This window comes from Stenotrophomonas sp. PUT21 (genome assembly GCF_052232875.1).
In the GTDB taxonomy this organism is placed as follows: Bacteria; Pseudomonadota; Gammaproteobacteria; order Xanthomonadales; family Xanthomonadaceae; genus Stenotrophomonas; species Stenotrophomonas maltophilia_N.
In genome coordinates this window covers 581,436-603,953 of the sequence record NZ_CP197645.1, presented here as the reverse complement: position 1 = coordinate 603,953, position 22,518 = coordinate 581,436, and the positions used below count along the sequence as shown (strand labels likewise).

Here is a 22,518-nt window from a genome sequence, read left to right as displayed (position 1 = left end):
ATCCGGGGCCCGTGCACATCGAGGCGATGCGCAACGCACTAGCATCGGACGCGACGTTTAATTCGCTGCAAGGTGTACCCCTCGATGTCCGCATTGCCTGGCCCGCGCTTCCTCAACACCGTCCTGCTTGGCGGCAGCACCCCCGAGAACCTCGATGCCGCGGCGGCGGCAGGGTTCGCGCAGGTTGAGCTATGGCGCGAAGACGTGGCGTCCTCATCGGTCGCCGATGTACGCGCCGTGCTCGCGCGCACCGGCCTTCAGCTCACCGATGTGCAGGTACTGCTGGATTTCGACGGCGCTTCGGCCGCCACCCGCGAGGGCAAGCGTGCAGAGGCGATGTCATTGCTTGCGCTGGCGAACGCCATGGGCGCAGGCACCATACTGGTGCCCGCCTGCACGGCGACCGACTACGCACCCGAACGTGTCACGGATGATCTGCGCTGGTTGTGCGCGCGTGCCGCCGGGCACGGCCTGCGGATCGCCTACGAAGGCATGGCCTGGAGTCGCCTGCACTCCACCCTGCCCTCGGCGTGGCAGCAGATCGAGCAGGTCGGTGCACCGAACCTGGACATCGTGGTGGATGCGTTCCATTTGTTCGCCGCCGGGCGTACGGCCGATGACCTGTGGGATATCCCGGTGGAGCGCATCGCGCTGGTGCAGCTCTCGGATGTACTGGCCCAGCCGTTGCCCGGACAGGTGACGGCGCAGGCGCGGCATCACCGCTGCCTGCCGGGTGAGGGCATCTGGCCGCTGGACACGCTGATCCATGCGCTGGCGAAGAGGGGCTATGCCGGCCCGATCGGGTTGGAGGTGTTCAACGATGCGCTCAAGGCACGTGATCCGCATGAGGTGGCGCGTGAGGCGATGGCGGCGCTGGAGGCTGTGCTGGCGCGTTGATACGGTTTCGGCCGCCACCCGCAGCGACATCTTCGGTACTGCGGGCGAACACTGCCCGCAGATCACGTGGGTAACGCACGTCCGTGGCCTCGGTCAGCCGGGTGGCAGGGAACGGTCCCTTGCTGGCGCGCAGGTCATGTCCACAGCATCGGTCCTGCGTTGCCGCCGCCCCATACCATTGGAGGGCCGCGCAGCGCGCCCAATCTCTATAGCGGCAGCCGGTTCGCCACGAAGTTCACTACGTTGCCCATCGCATCCGGATCCACATTGGCCAACCCGACCAGCACTACCGCCTGTTCGGGAAGCACGTAGAACACCGCGTTGGCGCCCAGGGCGCCCCCCTCGTGGCCGTACACGCGCTCCTTGCCCTGTCCGCGCACCATGAAGCCATACCCGTACCAAGCCTTGTGGTTCTGCGGCGAGGTGGCAGCCGCCAGCGATGACGGGGACAACAGCTTGCCACTGCGCAGCGCCTCGCCGAACTTCAGCAGATCGCCCACAGTGCTGTAGCCGCCACCGGCCGACGTACCACGCCACGGCAGCGACCTGGTCTCGCGCTGCCACTGATCATCAACTCGGGTATACGCCTTGGCCAGGCCCGGCACGCGGCTGGATTCCGGCGCGGAGCCCGTCGCGGTCATGCCGGCCACGCGGTAGATGTGCGCATCCACGTAGTCGTAATACGACTGCCCGGAGACGGCCTCGATTACCGTCCCCAGCAGGATGAAGCCGTAGTTGGAGTACTGATCCTTGCTGCCCGGCGGGAACACCGGCGCCGCATCGGAAAACACCGCCCAGTAATCCTGCAGTGTCTTGAGCGAACCGGCATTGGCATCCGCCTTCTCACCGAAAATGTCGCCCAGCCCGCTGGTGTGGGTCAGCAGCTGCCGGAGGGTCACGCCGCGCAGGTTCTGTGGTGCCGGATAGTCCGGCAAATGTTGGGCCACGGGATCGTCCAGCGACAGCTTGCCTTTCTCCTGCAACTGCAGGATCGCCACCGCAGTGAACATTTTGTTGAGCGAGGCCAGGCGGAAGGGTGTATCGACGCCGACAGGTACCACGCTCTCGCGGTCGGCCATCCCGCCGTGCCACGCCATCTGCACCTCGCCCGCCTTCGCGACCAGGAACGTACCAGCGACGGCATCCGAGGCTACCAGCGCATCCAGGCGCTGCTTTGCCTCGGCCAGCAGGGCGGTGGTCTCCATCCGCTTCGGCTTGAACCGATCCGGCGTTTCCGCGCCTTCAAACTGGAATGTGGCCGCGTGTTCCACCGGATCCAGCGTGGTGGTCACCAGCATGGTGCGATCATTGGAGCGTGGCTGCACCAGCAGCTGCGCTCTGCCCGGCGTACTCTCCCTGACCTCCAGCACCTGCAGGCCGCCGGTGTCCGCGCGGAACTCCAGGTCCCCCTGCGCTTCCGGGCGCATCTTATAGCCGGCACGGAAAGCCATGAGCGCTTCGCGGTCGGCATCGTTGAACGCGTTGATCCACGCGCGCAACGCCTGCTCAGCCTGATCCGGCGCCGCCGGCGCTTTGGCGTGCAGAGCCATCGAAACCAACAGCACACTCAACATCACCCATCTGAACAGCCTCATGCTTTCCACCTCGTCCATTGGAGAATGTGCAGCGCATAAAAAGCGATGCGTTGCAGGAGCACAGCCAGCATTACCTGAAACGTCAGAGGTGCGTGGGCTCGACGATCACCGCCGTCCCGTAGCAAAGCACTTCAGTCAAGCCGGTCATCACATCGGTAGCGTCATAGCGCATCGCGATGATCGCATTGGCGCCGAGCAGCCGCGCATGGTTGGACATGTCCCGGTAGGTCTCTTCGCGCGCCTGCTCGCACAGCTGCGTGTAGATGGTGATGTTGCCGCCGAAGATGGTCTGCAGCCCGCCGAGGAAGTTGCCCACGATGGAACGCGAACGCACGGTGATGCCGCGTACCACGCCCAGGCTGCGCACCACGCGGAAGCCGGGCAGCTCCATCGCCGTGGTCACCATGGAATCGTCGAGCCGGGTTGCGGGGCCGGCGCGGCCACCGCTGTTGTAAGGATCTGCCATTGCTGCCTCTAGCCAGGTTGGAAAACGGGAGGGTCGGACGCGCAGTGCGTCCGACGGTGATCATGGGGAATCCGGCGCTTGCGATACAACGGTGAGCGTGCCGGTTCGCCGGGGTCGGGACGGCCAACGCCACAGCAGCCAGACCAGGGCTGCCAGCGTCAGCCACACCAACGCAGAAAGGATGACCGCCACCGCCGGAAGAAGAGGCTCGTCGTGAGTGGTCTGCGGCCAGACCCGCCGAGTGTCCACGTACGCGACACCGATACCGGCAAGCAGGATCGGGACAGCGACAACCGTCCCCACGACACGTATATAGCGATGACGACGGAAGATCAGCAGGACCCCAAGCAGCAGCCCGGTGAGTGCGAAGATCGGCATGGCAATGTACAGGGTCAGAAACCCGGTGAAATCAGATGCCATCGCAGGCAGCGGGAGAAACAACAGCGCAGTTGCTGCCCATCGGACTGGTGCGGCTACTGAATCGCGGGCTGACTTACACATGGTCGTCCTTGGGGTGCAGCCGGTTGCCCGGGATGACGGCCATCTTAGCCGAGGCGGTCATGCGCAGGTTATGCCAACGGCCCCCTGTCCCGGGCCAACGGCATGCAGATCAGACACCGCCGAGCCGGACCACCTGGTACACCGCCATATTCTGCTCGGCCAGCGCCCGCACCACCTCGGGAATCAGCTGCATCGGCAGGTCCACTTCGTAGCCGTGTGGACGCGCGTGCAGCAGAGAGGCGTCGAAATCAAAGGCAGGGTGGTCCCGGGCCCGTTCGACGAGGAACGTGGTGATCGCCTCGCGCGCAATGCCCTCCCACTCGCCCACTTCGAAGTAGACGCGGTACAGGGTGTCGCCGTAGTCATCGGGTGTGCCGTGAATGGATGCCACCGTTGAATCGGTCATCGCGTCCTCCTGTGTTGGCGCAAGCGCCGGGGCCAGCCGAAACCATACACCCCGGTCGGTCCACAGCGCCTGCACACAGTCGCACTTCCGGCAGCCCTCAGCGCCCCCGCGGATCCACCAGATCGCTCTTGCTACGCGCAAACACCGGTGCCCCCACATCCAGCTCCGCATCACCCACCGGCCGACCCGTCAGGAAGTCCGTGATGCCTGCGGCGATGGCAGGGTTCCCGAGCCACAGCTCGTTGTCGTGGCTGGCCCCGCGCACCCGCAATGTGCGGCTGTCGCTGAAGCCCGGCCGCAGCGCCTCGGCGTTGGCCGGCGGCGTGCGCCCATCCAGCGTGCCACTAATGAACAGCACCGGGACGTTGCTGTGCAGCGGACCACGGAAAGCATCGCCAAGATCGACCAGTCCCAAGCCATCCCCAAGCGCCGGGAACGGGAAGTTCAGCGCATCGCCGAACAGGCTCTCGCGTGCCTGCGCCTCGGCCAGTGCGCGGCGCTGCGGAGTCTGGCCCGAGGCCACATCCATCGCCAGCGACATCGCGCGGTAGCTGCCGTACTCACTGCGCAGCAGCAGGACCATCGCCGCCAGCAGATCATAGTCACCGTTCTCGGCCTCGCGCAGGATCAGCGGCAGCCACTGCTGGGTCATGCGGCGCCCGAGACAGGCACTGATCGCCAATTGCGCGTCGTACTCGCCGATCATCACGGGCTTGCCGCCATGCATGACACTGTGGCCCTGGCGCGGCTGCTCGCGCAGGTCGGCCAGCACGCGCGTCGCCGAGCCGGTCAGATCATCGAATCCGGCCGCCTTGGCCAACACGCTCAGCTCCGCCAGCAGCGCATCGGCCGACAGCGGCAGCTTCAGGGTGTCATCGGGCCCTTCGGTACCCATCAGCACCACGCGGTCCAGACCGGCGCCGTGCAGGCGCACCGTGGCCAGCGCCAGATGCGTGCCGTAGCTCATGCCCCACAGGCTGATCTTCGGCACCTTCAGCGCACGCCGCAGGTCCTCCAGGTCACCAGCACTCTCGGCAGTGGTGTAGGCACCCAGATCCACACCGGCCTTCCGCCAGTACGTCACGCAGCGGGCGGCAACGTCGTGCAGCGCCGCGAGCGCGGCATCGCGCTGCAGCGGCTGTGCATCGTCGAACGTGTGCTGGTGCGGGCACGGCGGCGGCGGCTCGGACTCGCCCGCCCCGCGCTGGTCGAGCAGCAGCACGTCCGTCTCGCGCCGGACCTGATCGAACACCGGCCAGCGCGGGCCGCGCCCGGTACCGATCCCTGAGCCACCCGGACCGCCGGCCAGATACACCACCGGTGCCACACGGCCATCGCCACCCGTTGCCGGAAGGCGCACCACCCGCAGACGCATGCGCGGCCCGTTCGGATCGGCATGCCGACGCGGCACCTCCAGATAGCCCGCCTCGGCGTCGATGGTGCCGTGCTTCTGCGTCTCGAACGCATAGGGAGTGAACACCAGCGGCGCCGAGGCATCGCCTGCCAGGAGGGGTGGCGCCCCAACAAGGGCCAGACACAGCAACGCCAACCGCATGCACCGCGGGCTCCGGCCAGAGGGAGAAGAACGGAACAGGAACAGCGGGGCGTTGGACATGACGGACTCCGGGTAGAAGGGAGGGCGAACCGGGCGCCGAGGGACGGCGCATGCACCACGCCGCCAGCATCACCTTCCCCACGGCAGCCGAGGACGGTCCGTCCGCCGAACAGCTCCAGCCGGGGGTCCAGTGACTCCGTGCAACCGATACGATGGGGCCATGCAGATCCTACGCACCCTGACCGCCCTCGCCGTCCTGCTCATCGCGGTTGCCGCGTGGCTGCTGTTGGTCGCGCCTGCACCAGGCGTGCGCTACTACGAAGCCCAGGAAATGGCGATTGCCACGCTGGGCGCTGATGGCGCATTGCCCACCGCACCACCGACGACACTGGAGTGGCAACCGGCCAACCAACGCGAGTTGGTGCAGTGGCGCGGCCCTTACTGGCTGCGCTGGCGCGTGCCTGCGCCGGCAGCCCACGACGCGGCCGACCGTGCACTGCGCATCTCGGTGCGCGCCGCCAGCCAGCCCTTCTGGAACGGCCAGCCATTGGCTGCCAATGGCACCGTCGGCCGCGACGCGGACGAAGAGCAGCCCGGACAGGTGGACATCATCCGCGTGCTGCCACCCTCCTCACCCAGCGGTACCGACGAGGTGGTGCTGCTCGCCTCCAGCCATCACCAGTGGATCAAGCCGCGCGGTGCGGATGCCTTCGTTGCCACGGGGCCGGCCGCCTCGATCTACGGCCACGGCTTTGGACCGTGGTTGATCGCCGCGCTTGCCACCGGTGCACTCGGTGCGGCGTGCCTGTACTTGCTCGCCGCACAGCGTGGCCGCCCACGGGTGCCGGGTGCGCGCCTGCTGCTGGCGCTGGGTGTGGTCGGCCTTGCGCTACCCATGGTCGAAGCATGGCGGCCGCTGGTCGGGTATGCCTACCCGTGGCACGGCCCGCGACTGCTCATGCTGCTTCTGCTGCACCTCGCCGCAGCGATACTGCTGCCGGCTTACCTGGCGCGTCGTTTCGGCGTCGCGATGCCGCAGACAGCCCGCATCGCCTATCTCGCCACATTGCTGGCGCTGGCGGCCTTCATGCCCAGCTTCGATGCCCGCGGCGCCGCGCTGCTGCTGCTCAGCCTGCTGACCTCCGCCTACGTGCTGCTGCGCGCCCGTGGTGAGCCCGACGAGCGCTGGCCGATCCTGACGTTGGTCGTGGCAGGCGCGCTGGCCGTGCCCTTCGCCGGCGGCATCTTCCTGGACGGCCCTTACTTCCTGTTCCTGGCCGTGCTGATGGGCTTTCTGCTGATCCGTCACGCCGCCCAGCTGCGCGCCTTGGACCATCACAACGCGCTTTTACGGGAAGAGCGCGCCCGCCTCTCGCTGCAGTTGCTGCAGCGAGGGATTCACCCGCATTGGCTGATGAACACCCTCACCGGCCTGCAGGAGCTGATCGAACAGGCACCGATGCGCGCGAGCCGCTTGGTCGAATCGTTGGCTGAGCAGTTCGACCGCCTGCGCGAGAGCAGCACCCGCCCCAGCGTACCGCTGGACGAAGAGCTGGCGCTGTGCCGCAACCACCTGGATATCGTCGGCCTGGCGCTCGATCGCCACATCGGTTTCGAGATCGAGGGCGAGCACACCGGCCTGTGGCTGCCGCCCGGCGTGCTGCATGCCCAGGTCGAGAATGCGCTGACTCATGCAGGAGCCGTCGCGTGTGCCGAGCATCCCTTCCGCCTGCGTATCCAACGCGAGGGCGACCGTTGGATGCTGGAACTGCGCAGCGCATGTGGCACCGCCCCGCATCGCGGGCAAGGCACGGGCACTCGCTACATTGAGGCAAACCTGGCGGCCACCTGTCCCGAGAGCTGGCGCTTTGAACAAGGTCCCGATGGCAACGACTGGTACGGCCGCATGGAGCTGACATGCGCATCCTGATCGTCGAAGACGAACTGCTGGTTCGCCAGCGGCTGCTGCGGATGTGTACCGAACTGGCTGGCAGCCGCGCGCGCTTCGATGCCGTGGCCGACCTGGACGCTGCCGGTGACCGGCTGCAGCGGAGCGTGTATGACGGCCTGCTGCTGGATTTGAACCTGGGTGGTGAGGATGGCTTCGACCTGCTGAAGCGCGTCGTGGCTGGGCGATACCACTGCGTGGTGGTCTCCGCGCATCGGAAGCGGGCGCTGCAGGCGTTTGAGCATGGGGTGCTGGATTTCGTGCCGAAGCCCTTCTCACGCGAACGACTGGGGCAGGCGCTGGAACGGCTGCTGGATGTTGGGCGGTATCGGTCTGGCGCCGCGCGCTACCTGGGCGTCTGGCATGCACAGGGGACGGCGATGGTTGAGCTGGCCGATGTGATCTGGATTCGTGCTGATGGGGACTACAGCGAAGTACGTATGCGCGATGGGCGCAGTGAGCTGCACGACAAATCGCTGGCGAGTCTTACTGCCGTGCTACCGCCGGACTTTGTGCGCTGCCATCGGTCGTATCTGGTCAATCTGACGCATGTGCGGACGTTGCATGCTGCTTCAGGGAGCCGGTATTGGCTGGTGTTGAATGACGGGGCTGAGGTGCCGGTGGGGCGGGCGTTTGTTGAGGAGATTCGTAGGATCATCGGGTCGACCGGTTGAATCCAGGTCCACAACGCGGCATGTAGCGCACGAGCACAATTTCCCCATGCATCGCTGGTTTGACTTCACGCTCCGGCGACCGGTAAGTCTACGGCGCGAAAGCCACTTCCCACTTGCCGTACGGCGTCAGCCCGAGCGATTGTGCAAGTGCATTCGATGCGACGTTGTCACGCTGGCAGCGGTACTGCGCCCCATATCCACGGCTCTCAGCATGACCAACCATGGCTCGCACCAACGAAGTTGCCAGGCCCCTACCTCGCGCGCGAGGCATGGTCAGTACGCCCATATCCGCAATGGCTGCGCCGCCCCATGGGTAGATGCTGGCCACCGCCAATAGTTGCGACTCAACGAACGCGCCGAATGTCGCCCAATGCCCTAGCTCTACAGACGCGTCATTCTGGTCATCTACCGAGATCTGCGACATGAATTCATCGAACAGCGACGCATCATCAGAGGCCAACTGGCGAACCTCAACCGCGTTGACGCTGCCCGCGGGCGGCAATCCGGTAGCTGCCACGTGGTAGATGACATCTGGCGCATGCAGTTCGACGCCAGCAGTGTGAAGCGCCTCGCGTAGCCATTGCAGTGAGACCGGCGGGCTGCCCGAAGCAACTCCCAATGTGGAGGCCGTGTTTGGGGAAATGGCAGCGCGCGTGCTGCCATTGGCAAGCATCACGATCATTGCCCGTCACTCGTCGGTGAGGCTGGGGTTTATGACGAGACTGAAGCTGTCCCGAGTAGACACACGGATGCCCGACTCAAAGAGTCCATTCCAATATAGAGCAACGGCGGAAGCACGTTGGTACATTTTTGACTCCACAGTTTGCTTGAAGAGTTCGATTCTGCATCGTTGGAAGCAGTTGCTAACATTGCAAGCTACTCCTCCCTGAAAGGGCGTGGCCGCATGCCTTTCCTCCCGGCGTTTCGCCGAGTCGCAGCGCTGACACTCGTGGCATTGCCGGTCTGTCCGTTTGCTACCTTATCAGCGGCGGAGCCTGCTTCCGAGACCCGCGCCTTCATCCACCCCATCAACAATGCCGAAGACGCCCCCTTGATAGAACTGGGCAGCAACGGCCTGCTGCGCTATGCCTTGTATTCCGAACGCGGTAGCGATCACGCCCGCAACATCGTCCCGGACTTCTCCCGCGCCGGCTATCAAGGCGGCGGCGTCAGTCTGCCCACGCGCTCCAGCATTCCTGTTATCGAGGTCCTTGAGCCAAACGTGGAGGGTGACGACTATCCCCGCATCCAGGCAGCCATCGACGCGGTCGCCGTCCGTGCCCAGGACAGCCGGGGCATACGTGGCGCAGTCCTGCTCCGGCGCGGCGGCTATAGGTTGAGCAAGACGCTGACCATCCAGGCCAACGGCGTGGTGTTGCGCGGTGAAGGTCGAGGTGCCGACGGCACGGTAATCCGCTCCGGAGTCAGCGAGCGACAGGGCAGAATTCTTGAAGTGGGCAGCAGCGAATCCGCGGTTCCCCGCGCCGCTCTGGATCCACGCCGGACCGCCATCACCATGGACTACGTGCCGGTGGGAGCGACGCGGATCACGGTGCAGTCCGCAGCCGGCTATCGCGTGGGCGATACGGTGTCGATCGCGAGGGAACCCAATGCCCGCTGGGTCGGCCCCGAGGGTATCGATACCGCACGATACCGCTGGACGGCCAGCGACTACGCCACGTACAGCGAACGCGTCGTCACCGCGGTAGATCGTGACACGATCACTCTCGATGCCCCGATCATGGATGCCATCGGGTCGCGCTTTGGTGGCGGCAGCGTCTATCGCACGGATCCGGTCCGTATCTCGCAGGTTGGCATCGAAGACCTCCGCCTTGAAGGTGACCCCCAGACCGGTACGGTCAACGGCACCGCCGATTCCGGCCCCTTTACCGCACTCCGCCTGGGTGCAACGTACAACTCATGGGTTCGCGATGTAACCGTGCGTTATGTATCGCATGGCTTCGTGACCCGTAATGGCGCGCAGTTCAATACCCTCCAGGACATCGCCTATCTCGACCCCAGGTATGGCGAAACCCAGGGCGCCCGCCGCTATGTGTTCCTGTACGAGGGCAACGCCGCCTTCAATCTGATCCAGCGCTGCTACAACCAGGGCGGCCGGCATACCTTCGTCATCGGTGCACGGGTACCCGGCCCCAACGTGTTTCTGGACTGCCTGGCCGTGGGCGACAGCAACGACAGCGGCCCCCATCATCGTTGGTCCACCGGCACGCTGTACGACAACACCAAGGGATACATGCTGCGGGCACAGAACCGCCGGTACAGCGGAACGGGGCACGGGTGGGCGGGCGCGCAGCAGATGTTCTGGAACACCGAGCACGACATCTACGTCGTCCAGGCGCCGCCCTTCGCGATGAACTGGAGCGTAGGACAGGTGGGCGCTACTGCACCGGGGAAATTCCCGCCTGAGGAGCCTGCGGGGATCGTGCAGTCCATGGGCCAGGTGGTGACACCTCGCAGCCTGTATCTGCAGCAGTTGCGTGATCGTCTCGGCGTACAGGCGGTGATCAACGTCACCACTGAAGCACAACGTGACGGACGTATCTGGGACAGTCTGGCAGCTGGTGCGGGGGAATAGCGCTCGCATCAGAGAGAGCTGGCAGCCATCGCTTTGACGATCGGCTCTGCGGTAAGCGGTAGGTGGAGGGCACAACCCAACAAAAAAGCCCCCGTTTCCGGAGGCTTTTTCGACTGAATCATGGTGGGCGGTACAAGGTTCGAACTTGTGACCCTTGCCGTGTGAAGGCAATGCTCTACCGCTGAGCTAACCGCCCGATGCTGCTGAGCCGCTCATTATAGGGCGGCAAATTTTGACGTCAACGGTTTCGCCGAAATTTCTTCACATCGTGTGCGTGGGCTTGTCCGCGGTCAGGATGCCGGCCAGCAGGGTCTCGATCCGGTGGCGGACGGTCTCCCCTTCCGCGCCATCGGCCAGCTGTACACCGATGCCTGCCGCGCGGTTGCCTTGGGCACCGGCGGGGGTCACCCAGATCACCTTGCCGGCCACCGGCAGGCGCTCGCTGGAGTCCGGCAGGGTGAGCAGCAGGAACACCTCATCGCCTAGGAAGTAGCGCTTGGGCGTAGGCACGAAGATGCCGCCGTTCTTCACGAACGGCATGTAGGCGCTGTACAGCGCGGCCTTGTCCTTGACGGCAAGGGACAGGATGCCCTGTCGGGCGTTGGTGGCGCTCATGCTCTATTCCCCTTGGCGTGCCGTTCGTTGACCTTTCCCCAGGCCAGCAGCAGCTCCACCACCGCAAGATCGGCGCGCACCGTGGTGCGCAGCAGGTCGCGGGTGCGGTTGGCCGCATCGAACCAGGCGGCCAGCTTGTGCAATCGATCGGGATCGGTCAAGCCACCGCCGGTGGCCTGGGCCAGGGCGAGATCGGCGGCGTGGCGAAGGCGCAGGGCGGCGTTGTCGTCGGCGGTCCAGCGCTGGGCCAGTTCCACCGCGCCGGATCGCCCGGCAACGAGCGCTTCCAGGTCGGTGGCGACCTGACGGCGCAGGGTCAGGCCATCCTCGCGCAGCCACTGGTCGGCCAGGCCGGGGTGGCCACGGGCGGCGTCCAGGGCTTCACGGGCGCTCGCTTCGCTGTGACCGAGGGTCTGCAGCCAGGCGAGGGCTTCCTCGCGCGGCGGCAGCTTGAACTCCAGGCGCTGGCAGCGGCTGCGGATGGTGGCCGGCAGGCGCGCGGGGTCGGCGCTGATCAGCCACAGGTAGCGGCCGGGCTGCGGCTCTTCCAGGGTCTTGAGCAGGGCGTTGCAGGCGGCGCGGTTGATGGCATCGGCGGGATCGACGATCACCACCTGGGCCACGCCGTACTGCGGGGTCAGCGAGAGTTTCTGCGAGACCTCGCGGATCTGCTCGATCACGATCTCGGTGCGCAGCTTGTCGCCGGATTTGTTGGGAATGAACGAGATCCGCTGCAGGTCCGGGTGGGTCCCGGCGGCCAGCAGCTGGGCGCTGCGCTTGGCCGCGGCAGGCTCGCCCTGCCCCAGCACGTGCTCGGCCAGTCGCAGTGCGACGCCCAGCTTGCCCAGGCCGGCCGGGCCGCAGAACAGCAGGCCATGGCCGAGGCGACCGGCGTCGAGCGCGGCCACGGTCTGGTCATAGGCGCGCTGCTGCCAGGGGGAAAAGGGTTCAGCCACGTTCCGGCTCCTGTGCCAACCATGCCTCCACGGCCGCCACCACCGCGCCGGCGACGCCGGCCTGGTCCTGGCTGGCATCGATCAGGCGGTAACGTGCGGGGTCTTCGCTGGCACGCTGGCGGAACACCGCGCGCACCCGCTGGAAGAAATCATCGTGCTCGCTTTCAATACGGTCCGGCCACATGTCGCGGCCATTGGCGCGCGCACGGCCGACCGCCACGTCCACATCCAGCAGCAGGGTCAGGCCGGGCAGCAGGCCGACGGCGCGGCGCTCCAGATCGGCGATCCACGCCGGGTCCAGGCCGCGGCCACCGCCCTGGTAGGCGTAGCTGGAATCGGTGAAGCGGTCACACAGCACATAGGCACCGCGCTGCAGCGCAGGGGCGATCACCTGGCGCACGTGCTGGGCGCGGGCGGCGAAAACCAGCAGCAGCTCGGCCTCGGCCGAGAGTGGCTCGGCGGCGATCTCCGCGTCCGGCTTGAGCACCAGCGCGCGGATGCGCTCGGCCAGTGCGGTGCCGCCGGGTTCGCGGGTCAGCACCACCTCATGGCCGCGGGCCTGCAGGGCCTCGCGGATCGCGTTGATGGCGGTAGTCTTGCCGGCGCCCTCGCCCCCTTCCAGGCTGACGAAATGCGGGTGCCGGTGCAGCGCGGGACTCATTGGGGTGCGGCCTCGTTGGTGCGTTTGCTGCGCAGTTGCTGCAGGTAGCGGGCAACGGCGGCGTTGTGATCGGTGTAGTTGGCCGAGAAGATGTGCGCGCCACTGCCATCGCCCACGGCCACGAAGTACAGCGCGTCGCCCTTGGCCGGCTGCGCGGCGGCATGCAGCGCGTCGCGCCCGGGCATGGCGATCGGGGTCGGGGTCAGGCCGGCACGCGTGTACGTGTTGTACGGCGTATCGGTGGTGAGGTCGCGCTTGCGGATGTTGCCGTCGTAGCTGCTGCCGATGCCGTAGATCACGGTCGGGTCGGTCTGCAGCCGCATGCCGATCTTCAGGCGGCGCATGAACACCCCGGCGATCTGCGGGCGCTCGCTGGGCAGCGCGGTTTCCTTCTCGATGATCGAGGCGAGGATCAGCAGCTCATACGGCGAGTTCAGCGGCAGGTCGTCCACGCGGCTGTCCCACGCGGCGGTGAGTTCTTTTTCCATCGCCGCATGCGCACGCTTGAGCACGTCGATGTCGCTGTCGCCACGCTGGTAGACGTAGGTCTCGGGCAGGAAGCGGCCTTCCGGGTGTTCGCCGGGGAAGCCGACCGCCTTCATCAGGGCGGCATCGTCCAGTTCGTCGGTGGTGTGCACCAGCGGATCGGCACGCTTGAGCGCAGCACGCAGCTGACGGATGTTCCAGCCTTCCACGATGGTGACGCGGTGCTGCAGGACACGGCCCTGGCGCATGCGGGTCAGCAACTCGCGCGGGGTCAGCGCGGGATCGAGCGCGTATTCACCCACCTTGAGCTTGCCGGCGGCATCGAGCTGGCGCGCCAGCAGCTGCCACTGGGTGTCGCTGCCTTCGTCCACGCCGGCCTGGCGCAGCTTGCCGAGCACGGTGCTGAAGCCGTCACCGGAGGCGATCACCACGCTCTCCGCGCTGGGGGTGAGCGGTGCATCGGCGAACGCGCCCTGGCGATGCCAGAACCATGCGCCTGCGGCCGCGACCAGCAGGGCCAGCACCAGCAACACGGCCAGTACGGCCAGACATCCCCGTTTCGCACCCGCCATGGTCACCTCGAATCAAATTCTTCGCCGCGCAGCATACCGCGCGGGTACTGCACACCGCCAAACGGCTCAGGCATCGCTGCCCAGCGCCCGCAGCAGGCCACGGGCCTTGGCGCGGGTCTCATCCAGTTCCTTGTCGGCCACCGAATCGACCACGATCCCGGCGCCGGTGCGGAAGCTGGCGGTGTCGCCGGCCACTTCGGCGGTGCGGATCAGGATGTTCAGGTCCAGGTCGCCATCGCGGTTCAGCCAGCCGAACGCACCGGTGTAGGCGCCGCGCGCGGTCTGCTCCAGCTCGGCGATGATCTGCATGCAGCGCACCTTGGGGCAACCGGTGATGGTGCCGCCGGGGAAGGTCGCGGCGATCACCTGGCCCGGGCTCACGTCCTCGCGCAGGCGGCCACGCACGTTGCTGACGATGTGGTGCACGTGGGCGTAGCTCTCCACGGTCATCAGCTCATCCACCTCCACGCTGCCCGGCGCGCAGATGCGGCCGAGGTCGTTGCGCTCCAGATCGATCAGCATCACGTGCTCGGCGCGTTCCTTGGGATGGCCAACCAGTTCCTGGATCCGCGCGGCATCGTCATCGCCGACAAAGCGCGGGCGGGTGCCGGCGATCGGGCGGGTCTGTACGTCATCGCCATGCACCGAGACCAGGCGCTCGGGCGAAGAGCTGACCACCGCCCTGCCCTGCGCCATGAACAGCCCGGCGAACGGTGCGGGGTTGGCCACGCGCAGCTGCGCGTACAGCGCCTGTGGCGAAAGCACCTCGGCGAACTGCGCGTTCCAGCGGCGCGACAGGTTCACCTGGAACACGTCGCCTGCGCGCAGGTAATCGATCACCTTGCCGACGCCCTCGGTGAAGCGCGGTGGCGCGTCTTCGCCGATGGCCACCGGTGGCTGCCACGTCGGCAACGGGGCCAGCGCGGCGGCCGCGGCAAGGTCGTCCTGCAGGGTCTGCAACAGCGTGGCCTGACCGGTCTCGCATAGGGCATGGAACTGGCCGAGCACGCGGTCGTGCAGCACGGCCGCGGGGCAGCGCAGCGCCAGCGCCGACGGCAGCCCATCGGCGCGCGCAGGCAAGGCCAGCACGTCCTCGATCTGTCCGGCCAGTTCGTAATCCAGCATCAGCGCCCAGCCACCGCGGAACGGCAGTGTGGTTTCTTCGCGCGGCAGCCGCAGCGCAGCCCAGTCCGCGTCCAGCACCTCCAGGAAACGGCCGTCATGCGCCACGCCATCGGCATCACGCACCACGCCATCGGCGTGCAGCGCGAGCGCTTCACCGTTGCCCATCAGCAGCAGGTCCCAGCGCCCCTGTGCGGTGCCCGAGGCGGTGGACTCCATCAGCAGCGGGTAGCGCTGCGGGGCCAGGCGCTGCAGGGCCAGCAGGTCGGTGGTGGCGGGCAGCGGAAGCGTCTGGAACATGACAGGACACCGGAAGGGCGCGCAGCGTGCGCGGGGGCCAGATACACCAAGGCCGCCATGATGGCGGCCCGGGTGGGAATACACGGAACGGGCGGTCAGACGCGCTTGAACACCAGCGTGCCGTTGGTGCCGCCGAAGCCGAAGCCGTTGGACATCACCACATCGACCTTGGCTTCGCGTGCCGTGTTGGGCACGTAATCCAGGTCGCAGCCCTCGCCCGCTTCATGCAGGTTGATGGTCGGCGGGATGATGTTGTCGCGCAGCGCCAGCACCGAGAAGATCGCTTCCACGCCGCCGGCCGCGCCGAGCAGGTGGCCGGTCATCGACTTGGTGGAGCTGACCATCATCTTGTAGGCGTGGTCGCCGAAGGCGGTCTTCATGGCCATGGTTTCGCCCAGGTCGCCCAGCGGCGTGGAGGTGCCGTGCGCGTTGAGGTAACCGACCTGCTCCGGGGTCACGCCGGCATCCTTCAACGCCATGGTCATGCAGCGTGCCGCGCCTTCGCCGTTCTCGCTCGGGGCGGTCATGTGGTACGCATCCGAGCTGGCGCCGAAACCGGCAAGCTCGGCATAGATGCGCGCGCCACGCGCCTTGGCGTGTTCGTACTCTTCCAGGATCAGGATGCCGGCACCGTCGCCGAGCACGAAGCCGTCGCGTTCCTTGTCCCACGGGCGCGAGGCTTCTGCCGGCGCATCGTTGCGGGTGCTCATCGCCTTCATCGCGCAGAAGCCGCCCAGGGCGGTCGGCGAGGAGCCACGCTCGGCACCGCCGACCACCATCACGTCCGCATCGCCGTACTGGATCATGCGCATCGCGGTGCCGATCGAGTGGTTCGAGGTCGCGCAGGCGGAGACCGCCGAGAACGACGGACCCTTCAGGCCGGTGATGATGCTCAGCTGGCCCGGGAGCATGTTGATGATGGTCTTGGGCACGTAGAAGGGCGAAATCTTCTTGCCCTCGTGGAAATCGATGGTCTGCTCTTCGATGCCCAGCAGGCCGCCGATGCCCGCGCCCACGATGGCGCCGACGCGCTCGGCGTTGCCGTCGGTGATCTCCAGGCCCGAATCGTTCAAGGCCATGAAGGCGGCACCGAGGCCGTAATGAATGAACGGGTCCATCTTCTTGGCATCCTTGCCAGTGACCCGGAATTTGCCGAACTGTTCGTTGTCGGCGGTGATGTCGAAGTCCCTGACCTCACCTGCGATCTTGGTGGTGAAACGGTCCAGGTAGGACTGCGAAACGTTGGTCAGCGGACCGATGCCGGAACGGCCTTCGGTGATGCCCTTCCAACTGCTGGCCATATCATTGCCCAATGGCGAGACCATGCCCATGCCGGTAACGACGACGCGACGCTTCATTGCAGATTCTCCTGACCCGGGTGTTGCGGGTATCACGCGGTAAAACGCTCAAAAGCACAGGGCCGCAAGCGCGGCCCCATGGGTTTGCCGCACGCGGTCGCAGCAATCGCCACGGCCGCGCGCGAGCCGCCTGACATCAAGCCTTGACGTGGGCGTTGATGTAGTCGATCGCAGCCTGCACGGTGCTGATCTTTTCGGCTTCTTCGTCCGGGATTTCGCACTCGAACTCTTCTTCCAGCGCCATCACCAGTTCAACGGTGTCCAGCGAGTCAGCGCCCAGGTCATCGACGAACGATGCGCTGTTGGTGACTTCCTCTTCCTTGACGCCAAGCTGTTCGACGACGATTTTCTTGACGCGTTCTTCGATGGTGCTCATTGGATATCGCTCCAGATGGAGTAGTGGTTCAAAAATGACGCCATCCGGTGAGGGATGACCGTGGGATAGTGTAGTGGAAACCAGCGACACCTTGCATTGCAGCAAAACATCAAACGGATCAACCACTTGCGGCGCAATCCATGCGCCACATGCTTACGGCATGTACATGCCGCCGTTCACATGGAGGGTTTCGCCGGTGATGTAGCTGGCCGAAGGACCGGCCAGGAACGCCACCGCGTTGGCGATATCGGACGGCTCGCCGAGCCGCTCCAGGGCGATCGACTTGACCAGGCCGGTGCGCTGCTCTTCCGGCAGGGCCTTGGTCATGTCGGTGTCGATGAAGCCCGGCGCGACCACGTTGACGGTGATCCCGCGCGAGCCGATTTCCTTGGCCAGCGACTTGGAGAAGGCAATGATGCCGGCCTTGGCCGCGGCGTAGTTGGCCTGGCCGGCATTGCCGGTCACGCCGATCACCGAGGCGATGTTGATGATGCGGCCCTTGCGCGCCTTCATCATGCCGCGCATGACGGCCTTGGAGGTGCGGAAGACGCTGGTCAGGTTGGTGTCCAGGATCGCCTGCCAGTCTTCTTCCTTCATCCGCAGCAACAGGTTGTCGCGGGTGATGCCGGCGTTGTTGACCAGGATGCTGATGGCGCCGAATTCCTTGGCGATACCGTCCAGCACGGCCTCCAGCGCAGCAGCGTCGGTGACGTTCAGCGCGCGGCCGTGGCCACCCACGGCCGCCAGGCGCTCGCCAATGGCGGCGGCACCGGCATCGGTGGTGGCGGTGCCGATGACGGTCGCGCCCTGCGCGGCCAGTGCATCGGCGATCGCGGCACCGATACCCCGGCTGGCGCCGGTGACCAGTGCGATTTCACCCTGAAGGGGCTTGCTCATCTCATTTCCTCAAACGGGACCGGCCTGGCCGGTCTGGCGCGAAGCCATTCCAGCACGGGCGCGATCGGAAGACATCAGGCGGCCCAGGTCTCGCGGGCCGTCTCGAAATCGGCGGGCGTGGACAGTGTGCGCGCGTCCAGCGATTTGTCGATGCGCTTGATCAACCCGCTCAGCACCTTGCCCGGGCCGCATTCGGCCACGCGGGTAACGCCGCGGGCGGCCAGCGCCTGCACGCAGCCGGTCCACTGGACGGGCAGGTACAGCTGCTGGACCAGCGCCTGGCGGATCGCATCCACGCCGTCATGCACGCGGGCATCCACGTTCTGCACCACCGGCAGGGCCGGGGCGCGCCAGTCCAGGCCGGCCATGGTTTCGGCCAGGCGGTTGGCGGCTTCGCGCATCAGCGGGGTGTGCGAAGGCACGCTGACAGCCAGCTTGACGGCCTTGCGGACGCCCTTCTCGGCCAGCAGTGCCAGCGCGCGATCCACGGCAGCAGCGTCGCCACCGATGACGATCTGGCCGGGCGAGTTGTAGTTGGCGGGGACGACGATCTGGCTGCCGGCGGCCTGCTCGCAGACCTCCACGACCAGGGCGTCTTCGGCGCCGAGGACGGCGGCCATCGCACCCACGCCAGTCGGGGCGGCTTCCTGCATCAGCTGACCACGCAGGCGCACCAGGTGGGCGCCGTCACGCAGGGTCAGCGCACCGGCCGCCACCAGGGCGGTGTATTCGCCGAGGCTGTGGCCAGCCAGGACGGCCGGCTGGGCGCCACCCACGGCGTTCCAGGCACGCCAGACGCCGATGCTGGCGGCCAGCAGGGCCGGCTGCGTGTATTCGGTACGGTTGAGCATTTCCTCCGGACCGCCCTGCGACAGCGCCCACAGGTCGACACCGGCGCCGTCGGAGGCTTCGGTGAAGGCCTCGCGGATCTGCGGGTGCAGCTCGGCCAGTTCGGCCAGCATGCCCAGCGACTGCGAGCCCTGGCCCGGGAACACGAATGCGAGATTGGTATCGGTCACGCGATCATCCGCCTGCAAAAATCGAACGGCGAATGATAAAGGGGAACGTCGCCCTTCGTCTGTACTGCCGCGTATGTGGGGGTGGCCCGTCAGGTGAACAGCTGGAGGATGTCCAGGTCGCCGTCGCTGAAGAAGTCGATGCAGATCACGGCCAGCATCAGCACGCCCAAGGTGGTGGCGCCATGGACGATCAGAATGGAGTGGGCCAGTGCGCGGGCGGAGCGGCCCATCTTCATGCTGGCGCGGGCGAGCCCCTGCAGGCGGCCGGTGACGTCGTGGGCATGGGCCAGCACCGGAGCTTCTGCACCGTCCATCGCCTGCGCCATGAGGGTCTGCAGCTGTTGCGGGCGGTCTTCGTAGTACTTGGCGACACCGTAGCCGAACATCAGCCAGTCGCGGGCCTGGGCCTGGGCGAGGTCCATGACTTCCAGGGGATCTTCTTCGAAATCGATGAAGCCGATCTCCTTGCCATCCCAGGTGAGGTTGCGCGGGAGCGGCTGGCCGAAATACGCGCCTTTGCTGTGCGCCTGGGCGATGGCATTCATCGCGGCGGACACGAGGCGGTCACGGCCGGCATCATCGGCTTCGCGCAGGCAGGTATTGAACGAGGAGCCGTTGTCGCCCAGCACCAGGGCAGCGTGACCGCTGCCGATCACGTTGGGGACGTTGACCCCTTGCGCCTGCAGTTCGGACAGGCGGCGGGCTTCGGTTTCGCGGGCGGCGTCGCCGCCACGGTGCGGCGGTGGGCGCAGGGCATCGAGCTGGAAGCGGCGGGCGATGAAGTTCAGCAGGCCCAGCGCGACCACGCGGCTTCCTTCGCCGTACTGCTTCAGCCAGGCGCGCTGCCCTTCAATGACGATGGGCTCAACCATGACAGTTCTCCTGAAATGCTTACGGCCCCGTAATGGGGCCGTAACGACAGCGTCACGTTGTCGTAACTGACACTATCAATAGCGCAGCAGAGCAGAACCCCACGTGAAGCCGCCGCCGAAGGCTTCCAGCAGCAGCAGCTGGCCGCGCTCCACGCGGCCGGAGCGGACCGCGTGATCCAGCGCCATCGGCACCGAGGCCGAGGAGGTGTTGCCGTGCTTGTCCACCGTCACCACTACCTGGTCCATGGACATCTCCAGGCGCTTGGCGGTGGCTTCGATAATGCGCAGGTTGGCCTGGTGCGGGATCAGCCAGTCCAGGTCGTCCTTGGTCAGCGCATTGGCTTCCAGGGTTTCGTCGACGACCGAGTCCAGCGCCTTGACGGCGTACTTGAACACGTCGTTGCCCTTCATCAGGATCGCGCCGCGGGCATTGTCGCCCTCGCCGAAACCGGCCGAGACGCCCACCGGGTTCCACAGCAGCTCTTTCTTGCTGCCATCCGAATGCAGGTGGGTGCTGAGGATGCCGGTCTCTTCGTCGGCCTTGAGCACGACGGCGCCCGCGCCATCGCCGAACAGCACGCAGGTGGTGCGCTCGGTCCAGTCGACGATACGGGTCAGGGTTTCCGCACCGATGACCAGCACATGGCGTGCATCACCGGAACGAATGAATTTGTCGGCCACGCTCAACGCGAACACGAAGCCCGAACAGGCCGCATTGACGTCGAAGGCGGGGCAACCGCTCGCACCGAGCTTGGCCTGGATCAGGCACGCGGTGGACGGGAAAATCAGATCAGGCGTGGTGGTGCCCACCACGATCATGTCGAGCTGCGAAGCGTCGATACCGGCCGCTTCAAGCGCACGTACCGCGGCGTGGTAGCCGAGGTCGCTGGTGGTCTCGCCTTCGGCCGCAATGTGCCGTTCGCGGATACCAGTGCGCGATTGAATCCACTCATCGCTGGTGTCGACCATTTTCTCCAGATCCTGGTTGGTCAACACTTTTTCGGGCAAATAACTACCGGTGCCCGCGATCCTCGAGTAGATCCGCTTGCTCATTGCATGTCCTGTAGCTCGATCGCCAAACGTGACGATCGGGAAGAATGGGGTAAAGGCCGCCGCCCGACCGGGCAGCGGCCTTCACAAATCAATCTTCTTCGACGGCCGAGTTCGACTTGGTCGTGATCACCTTCTTGCCGCGGTAGAAACCGTCAGCGGTGATGTGGTGACGCAGATGCACTTCACCGGTGGTCGGATCGGTGGACAGCTGCTTGGCGCTCAGGGCGTCATGCGCACGGCGCATACCGCGGCGGGACGGGGTGACACGGGATTTCTGCACAGCCATGGGATTGCTCCAAACTCGGTTCGTTTTGCTTCGTCGTATCGTCGCGCAGGACGCCAGCGCCCAGCACAGTTTTCGCTTTCGCCGCAGCCGCCGACGACAATCCGGCTGCTATTGTTTTTTCAGTGCCGCCAACGCCGCGAACGGATTGGCCTTGCTGATTTCTTCTTCGGTCGGTGCCCAGTCCTTGTCCACGGCCTCACCATCGGGAGACAGCGGCACGACGGGCACGGCCAGGACGAGTTCGTCCTCGACCAGTTCCAGCGGTCGCAGCATGCCGTCTTCCGGCACCAGCCACGGTTCCCAACCTTCCGGCAACGAGGACTCTTCCTCTTCGCTGCGGATCAGGCCGAGCCGCTGCACCATCGAAACCGGCAACAGGAAACGCTGCAGGCTGCGCTGACAGATCAGCGGCAGCGCGGTGTCGATGGACAGTTCAACATAGGATACCTGCAGGATGTCGTCGTGCGCGAATTCCAGTGCATAGGTGCACGTTCCTTCGGTATCGGCGACAAGGCCCTGGAGGCGGGTCAATTCCGCTAGATTCACCTGGCCGTCGAAGCACCTGCGCGCTGCGACCATCCGCCAAGCATCCAGCATTTCGGGCACGTTTGCGGACATAAGCCGCTGAATGTTAAGGATCGCCCGGCCCGCTGTCAAATGCCTGCGCAGTCAGGTTGCCGATCCTTGCCCCGAGGGGCCAGACTGCCGCCCTTCCGTGCCCGGTATTGTCGCATGACCCCGCTGCTGCTTGCTTCCACCTCCCGCTACCGCCGTGAATTGCTGGAGCGGCTCGGCCTGCCCCTGGAGACCGCCCGCCCTGAGGTGGATGAGACGCCGGGCCCCGGCGAAGCCCCACAGGCCGTGGCGGTTCGCCTGGCGCGGGCGAAGGCCGAGGCCGTCGCCCGCCTGCACCCCGGCCGATGGGTGATCGGCTCGGACCAGGTGGCGGAACTGAACGGCGCCCCGCTGGGCAAGCCGGGCACCGTGGAGGGTGCGCAGGCGCAGCTGGCCGCGATGTCCGGGCAGGTGGTCGCCTTCCACACGGCCGTGAGCCTTGTGCGCGACGGCGAAGCCCTGGAAACCTGTGATCTGACCCGGGTCCACTTCCGGGCGCTGAGCCCGGCCGAGATCGCCCGCTATGTGGCCGCCGAGCAGCCGCTGGACTGCGCTGGCAGCTTCAAGTGCGAAGGCCTGGGCATCACCCTGTTCGACGCGATCGAGAACCGCGACCCGACCGCGCTGATCGGGCTGCCGCTGATCGCAGTGAGCCAGTTGCTGCGGCAGGCCGGCTACACCCTGCCTTGAGG

The 22,518-nt window shown here is 66.3% G+C and carries 24 protein-coding genes and 1 tRNA gene; 5 read left to right on the top strand and 20 right to left on the bottom strand.

Features of this window, described 5'->3' with window-relative positions; genetic code table 11:
- Positions 1-84: 84 nt before the first annotated feature.
- Positions 85-897, top strand: a complete 813-nt coding sequence (locus ACTT2I_RS02865; protein ID WP_421100479.1) for a sugar phosphate isomerase/epimerase family protein — start codon at positions 85-87, stop codon at positions 895-897.
- A 206-nt stretch (positions 898-1,103) separates the two neighbouring features.
- Here the strand turns inward: ACTT2I_RS02865 and ACTT2I_RS02860 are convergent, their stop codons facing one another.
- The 5 genes from ACTT2I_RS02860 to ACTT2I_RS02840 form a co-directional block, all read right to left on the bottom strand.
- The gene (locus ACTT2I_RS02860; protein WP_421100478.1) at positions 1,104-2,492 is read right to left on the bottom strand and encodes a serine hydrolase domain-containing protein; all 1,389 of its coding nucleotides are present in this window, start codon (positions 2,490-2,492) and stop codon (positions 1,104-1,106) included.
- Between the two features lie 82 nt (positions 2,493-2,574).
- Positions 2,575-2,958 carry a YbjQ family protein gene (locus ACTT2I_RS02855; RefSeq protein ID WP_088432854.1) on the bottom strand — a complete coding sequence of 128 codons (384 nt, stop codon included), beginning with the start codon at positions 2,956-2,958 and terminating at the stop codon, positions 2,575-2,577.
- 60 nt (positions 2,959-3,018) lie between these two features.
- Positions 3,019-3,378, bottom strand: coding sequence for a hypothetical protein (locus ACTT2I_RS02850; RefSeq protein WP_421100477.1), 360 nt, complete (start codon positions 3,376-3,378; stop codon positions 3,019-3,021).
- Between the two features lie 190 nt (positions 3,379-3,568).
- Positions 3,569-3,865, bottom strand: a complete 297-nt coding sequence (locus ACTT2I_RS02845) for a hypothetical protein (RefSeq protein ID WP_293982141.1) — start codon at positions 3,863-3,865, stop codon at positions 3,569-3,571.
- Positions 3,866-3,962: 97 nt separating this feature from the next.
- Positions 3,963-5,480, bottom strand: a complete 1,518-nt coding sequence (locus ACTT2I_RS02840) for an alpha/beta fold hydrolase (RefSeq protein WP_421100476.1) — start codon at positions 5,478-5,480, stop codon at positions 3,963-3,965.
- 160 nt (positions 5,481-5,640) lie between these two features.
- Here ACTT2I_RS02840 and ACTT2I_RS02835 point away from each other — a divergent pair, with 160 nt between their 5' ends.
- Together ACTT2I_RS02835 and ACTT2I_RS02830 are read left to right on the top strand one after the other, a co-directional pair.
- Entirely contained in the window at positions 5,641-7,350 is a 1,710-nt protein-coding gene (locus tag ACTT2I_RS02835) for a histidine kinase (protein ID WP_421100475.1), read from the top strand.
- Positions 7,338-8,042, top strand: a complete 705-nt coding sequence (locus ACTT2I_RS02830) for a LytR/AlgR family response regulator transcription factor (RefSeq protein WP_088432858.1) — start codon at positions 7,338-7,340, stop codon at positions 8,040-8,042. Before ACTT2I_RS02835 ends, ACTT2I_RS02830 begins: the two co-directional genes overlap by 13 nt.
- 88 nt (positions 8,043-8,130) lie before the next feature.
- Here the strand turns inward: ACTT2I_RS02830 and ACTT2I_RS02825 are convergent, their stop codons facing one another.
- Complete coding sequence (locus ACTT2I_RS02825; RefSeq protein ID WP_421100473.1) at positions 8,131-8,724, bottom strand: GNAT family N-acetyltransferase; 594 nt, start codon at positions 8,722-8,724, stop codon at positions 8,131-8,133.
- A gap of 222 nt (positions 8,725-8,946) precedes the next feature.
- Here ACTT2I_RS02825 and ACTT2I_RS02820 point away from each other — a divergent pair, with 222 nt between their 5' ends.
- Positions 8,947-10,638: a hypothetical protein gene (locus ACTT2I_RS02820; protein WP_443096777.1), complete on the top strand. Its 1,692-nt coding sequence runs from the start codon at positions 8,947-8,949 to the stop codon at positions 10,636-10,638.
- A gap of 121 nt (positions 10,639-10,759) precedes the next feature.
- Here ACTT2I_RS02820 and ACTT2I_RS02815 read toward each other — a convergent pair.
- From ACTT2I_RS02815 to ACTT2I_RS02750, 14 genes are all read right to left on the bottom strand, one after another.
- Positions 10,760-10,834: transfer RNA gene (locus ACTT2I_RS02815), tRNA-Val, on the bottom strand.
- A 65-nt stretch (positions 10,835-10,899) separates the two neighbouring features.
- Positions 10,900-11,253, bottom strand: a complete 354-nt coding sequence (locus tag ACTT2I_RS02810; RefSeq protein WP_088432861.1) for a PilZ domain-containing protein — start codon at positions 11,251-11,253, stop codon at positions 10,900-10,902.
- Positions 11,250-12,209 carry a DNA polymerase III subunit delta' gene (locus ACTT2I_RS02805; RefSeq protein WP_088432862.1) on the bottom strand — a complete coding sequence of 320 codons (960 nt, stop codon included), beginning with the start codon at positions 12,207-12,209 and terminating at the stop codon, positions 11,250-11,252. Before ACTT2I_RS02805 ends, ACTT2I_RS02810 begins: the two co-directional genes overlap by 4 nt.
- Entirely contained in the window at positions 12,202-12,870 is a 669-nt protein-coding gene (gene tmk / locus ACTT2I_RS02800; protein ID WP_293982119.1) for a dTMP kinase, read from the bottom strand. Before tmk ends, ACTT2I_RS02805 begins: the two co-directional genes overlap by 8 nt.
- Positions 12,867-13,928 (bottom strand): endolytic transglycosylase MltG, encoded by a 1,062-nt coding sequence (gene mltG, locus ACTT2I_RS02795; protein WP_421100471.1) that lies wholly within the window; start codon positions 13,926-13,928, stop codon positions 12,867-12,869. The genes tmk and mltG overlap by 4 nt, the downstream gene beginning before the upstream one ends.
- A 66-nt stretch (positions 13,929-13,994) precedes the next feature.
- Positions 13,995-15,350, bottom strand: a complete 1,356-nt coding sequence (locus ACTT2I_RS02790; RefSeq protein ID WP_421100470.1) for an aminodeoxychorismate synthase component I — start codon at positions 15,348-15,350, stop codon at positions 13,995-13,997.
- 95 nt (positions 15,351-15,445) lie between these two features.
- Complete coding sequence (gene fabF / locus ACTT2I_RS02785) at positions 15,446-16,708, bottom strand: beta-ketoacyl-ACP synthase II (protein WP_070426749.1); 1,263 nt, start codon at positions 16,706-16,708, stop codon at positions 15,446-15,448.
- A gap of 136 nt (positions 16,709-16,844) precedes the next feature.
- Entirely contained in the window at positions 16,845-17,084 is a 240-nt protein-coding gene (gene acpP / locus ACTT2I_RS02780; RefSeq protein ID WP_017357544.1) for an acyl carrier protein, read from the bottom strand.
- A 153-nt stretch (positions 17,085-17,237) separates the two neighbouring features.
- Positions 17,238-17,981, bottom strand: coding sequence for a 3-oxoacyl-ACP reductase FabG (gene fabG / locus ACTT2I_RS02775; RefSeq protein ID WP_070426748.1), 744 nt, complete (start codon positions 17,979-17,981; stop codon positions 17,238-17,240).
- A gap of 74 nt (positions 17,982-18,055) precedes the next feature.
- Complete coding sequence (fabD, locus tag ACTT2I_RS02770) at positions 18,056-19,000, bottom strand: ACP S-malonyltransferase (RefSeq protein WP_088432895.1); 945 nt, start codon at positions 18,998-19,000, stop codon at positions 18,056-18,058.
- An 89-nt stretch (positions 19,001-19,089) separates the two neighbouring features.
- Entirely contained in the window at positions 19,090-19,872 is a 783-nt protein-coding gene (locus ACTT2I_RS02765) for a serine/threonine protein phosphatase (RefSeq protein ID WP_421100468.1), read from the bottom strand.
- Positions 19,873-19,947: 75 nt separating this feature from the next.
- Complete coding sequence (locus ACTT2I_RS02760) at positions 19,948-20,925, bottom strand: beta-ketoacyl-ACP synthase III (protein ID WP_088432867.1); 978 nt, start codon at positions 20,923-20,925, stop codon at positions 19,948-19,950.
- A gap of 88 nt (positions 20,926-21,013) precedes the next feature.
- Positions 21,014-21,211 carry a 50S ribosomal protein L32 gene (rpmF, locus tag ACTT2I_RS02755; protein ID WP_017357626.1) on the bottom strand — a complete coding sequence of 66 codons (198 nt, stop codon included), beginning with the start codon at positions 21,209-21,211 and terminating at the stop codon, positions 21,014-21,016.
- Between the two features lie 108 nt (positions 21,212-21,319).
- On the bottom strand, positions 21,320-21,829 hold the full coding sequence (locus ACTT2I_RS02750; RefSeq protein WP_088432868.1) for a YceD family protein: 510 nt from the start codon (positions 21,827-21,829) through the stop codon (positions 21,320-21,322).
- A 114-nt stretch (positions 21,830-21,943) separates the two neighbouring features.
- On the opposite strand from ACTT2I_RS02750, the gene ACTT2I_RS02745 reads away from it, so the two are divergent.
- Positions 21,944-22,516 (top strand): Maf family protein, encoded by a 573-nt coding sequence (locus tag ACTT2I_RS02745; RefSeq protein ID WP_421100467.1) that lies wholly within the window; start codon positions 21,944-21,946, stop codon positions 22,514-22,516.
- The last annotated feature ends 2 nt before the right edge of the window (positions 22,517-22,518 follow it).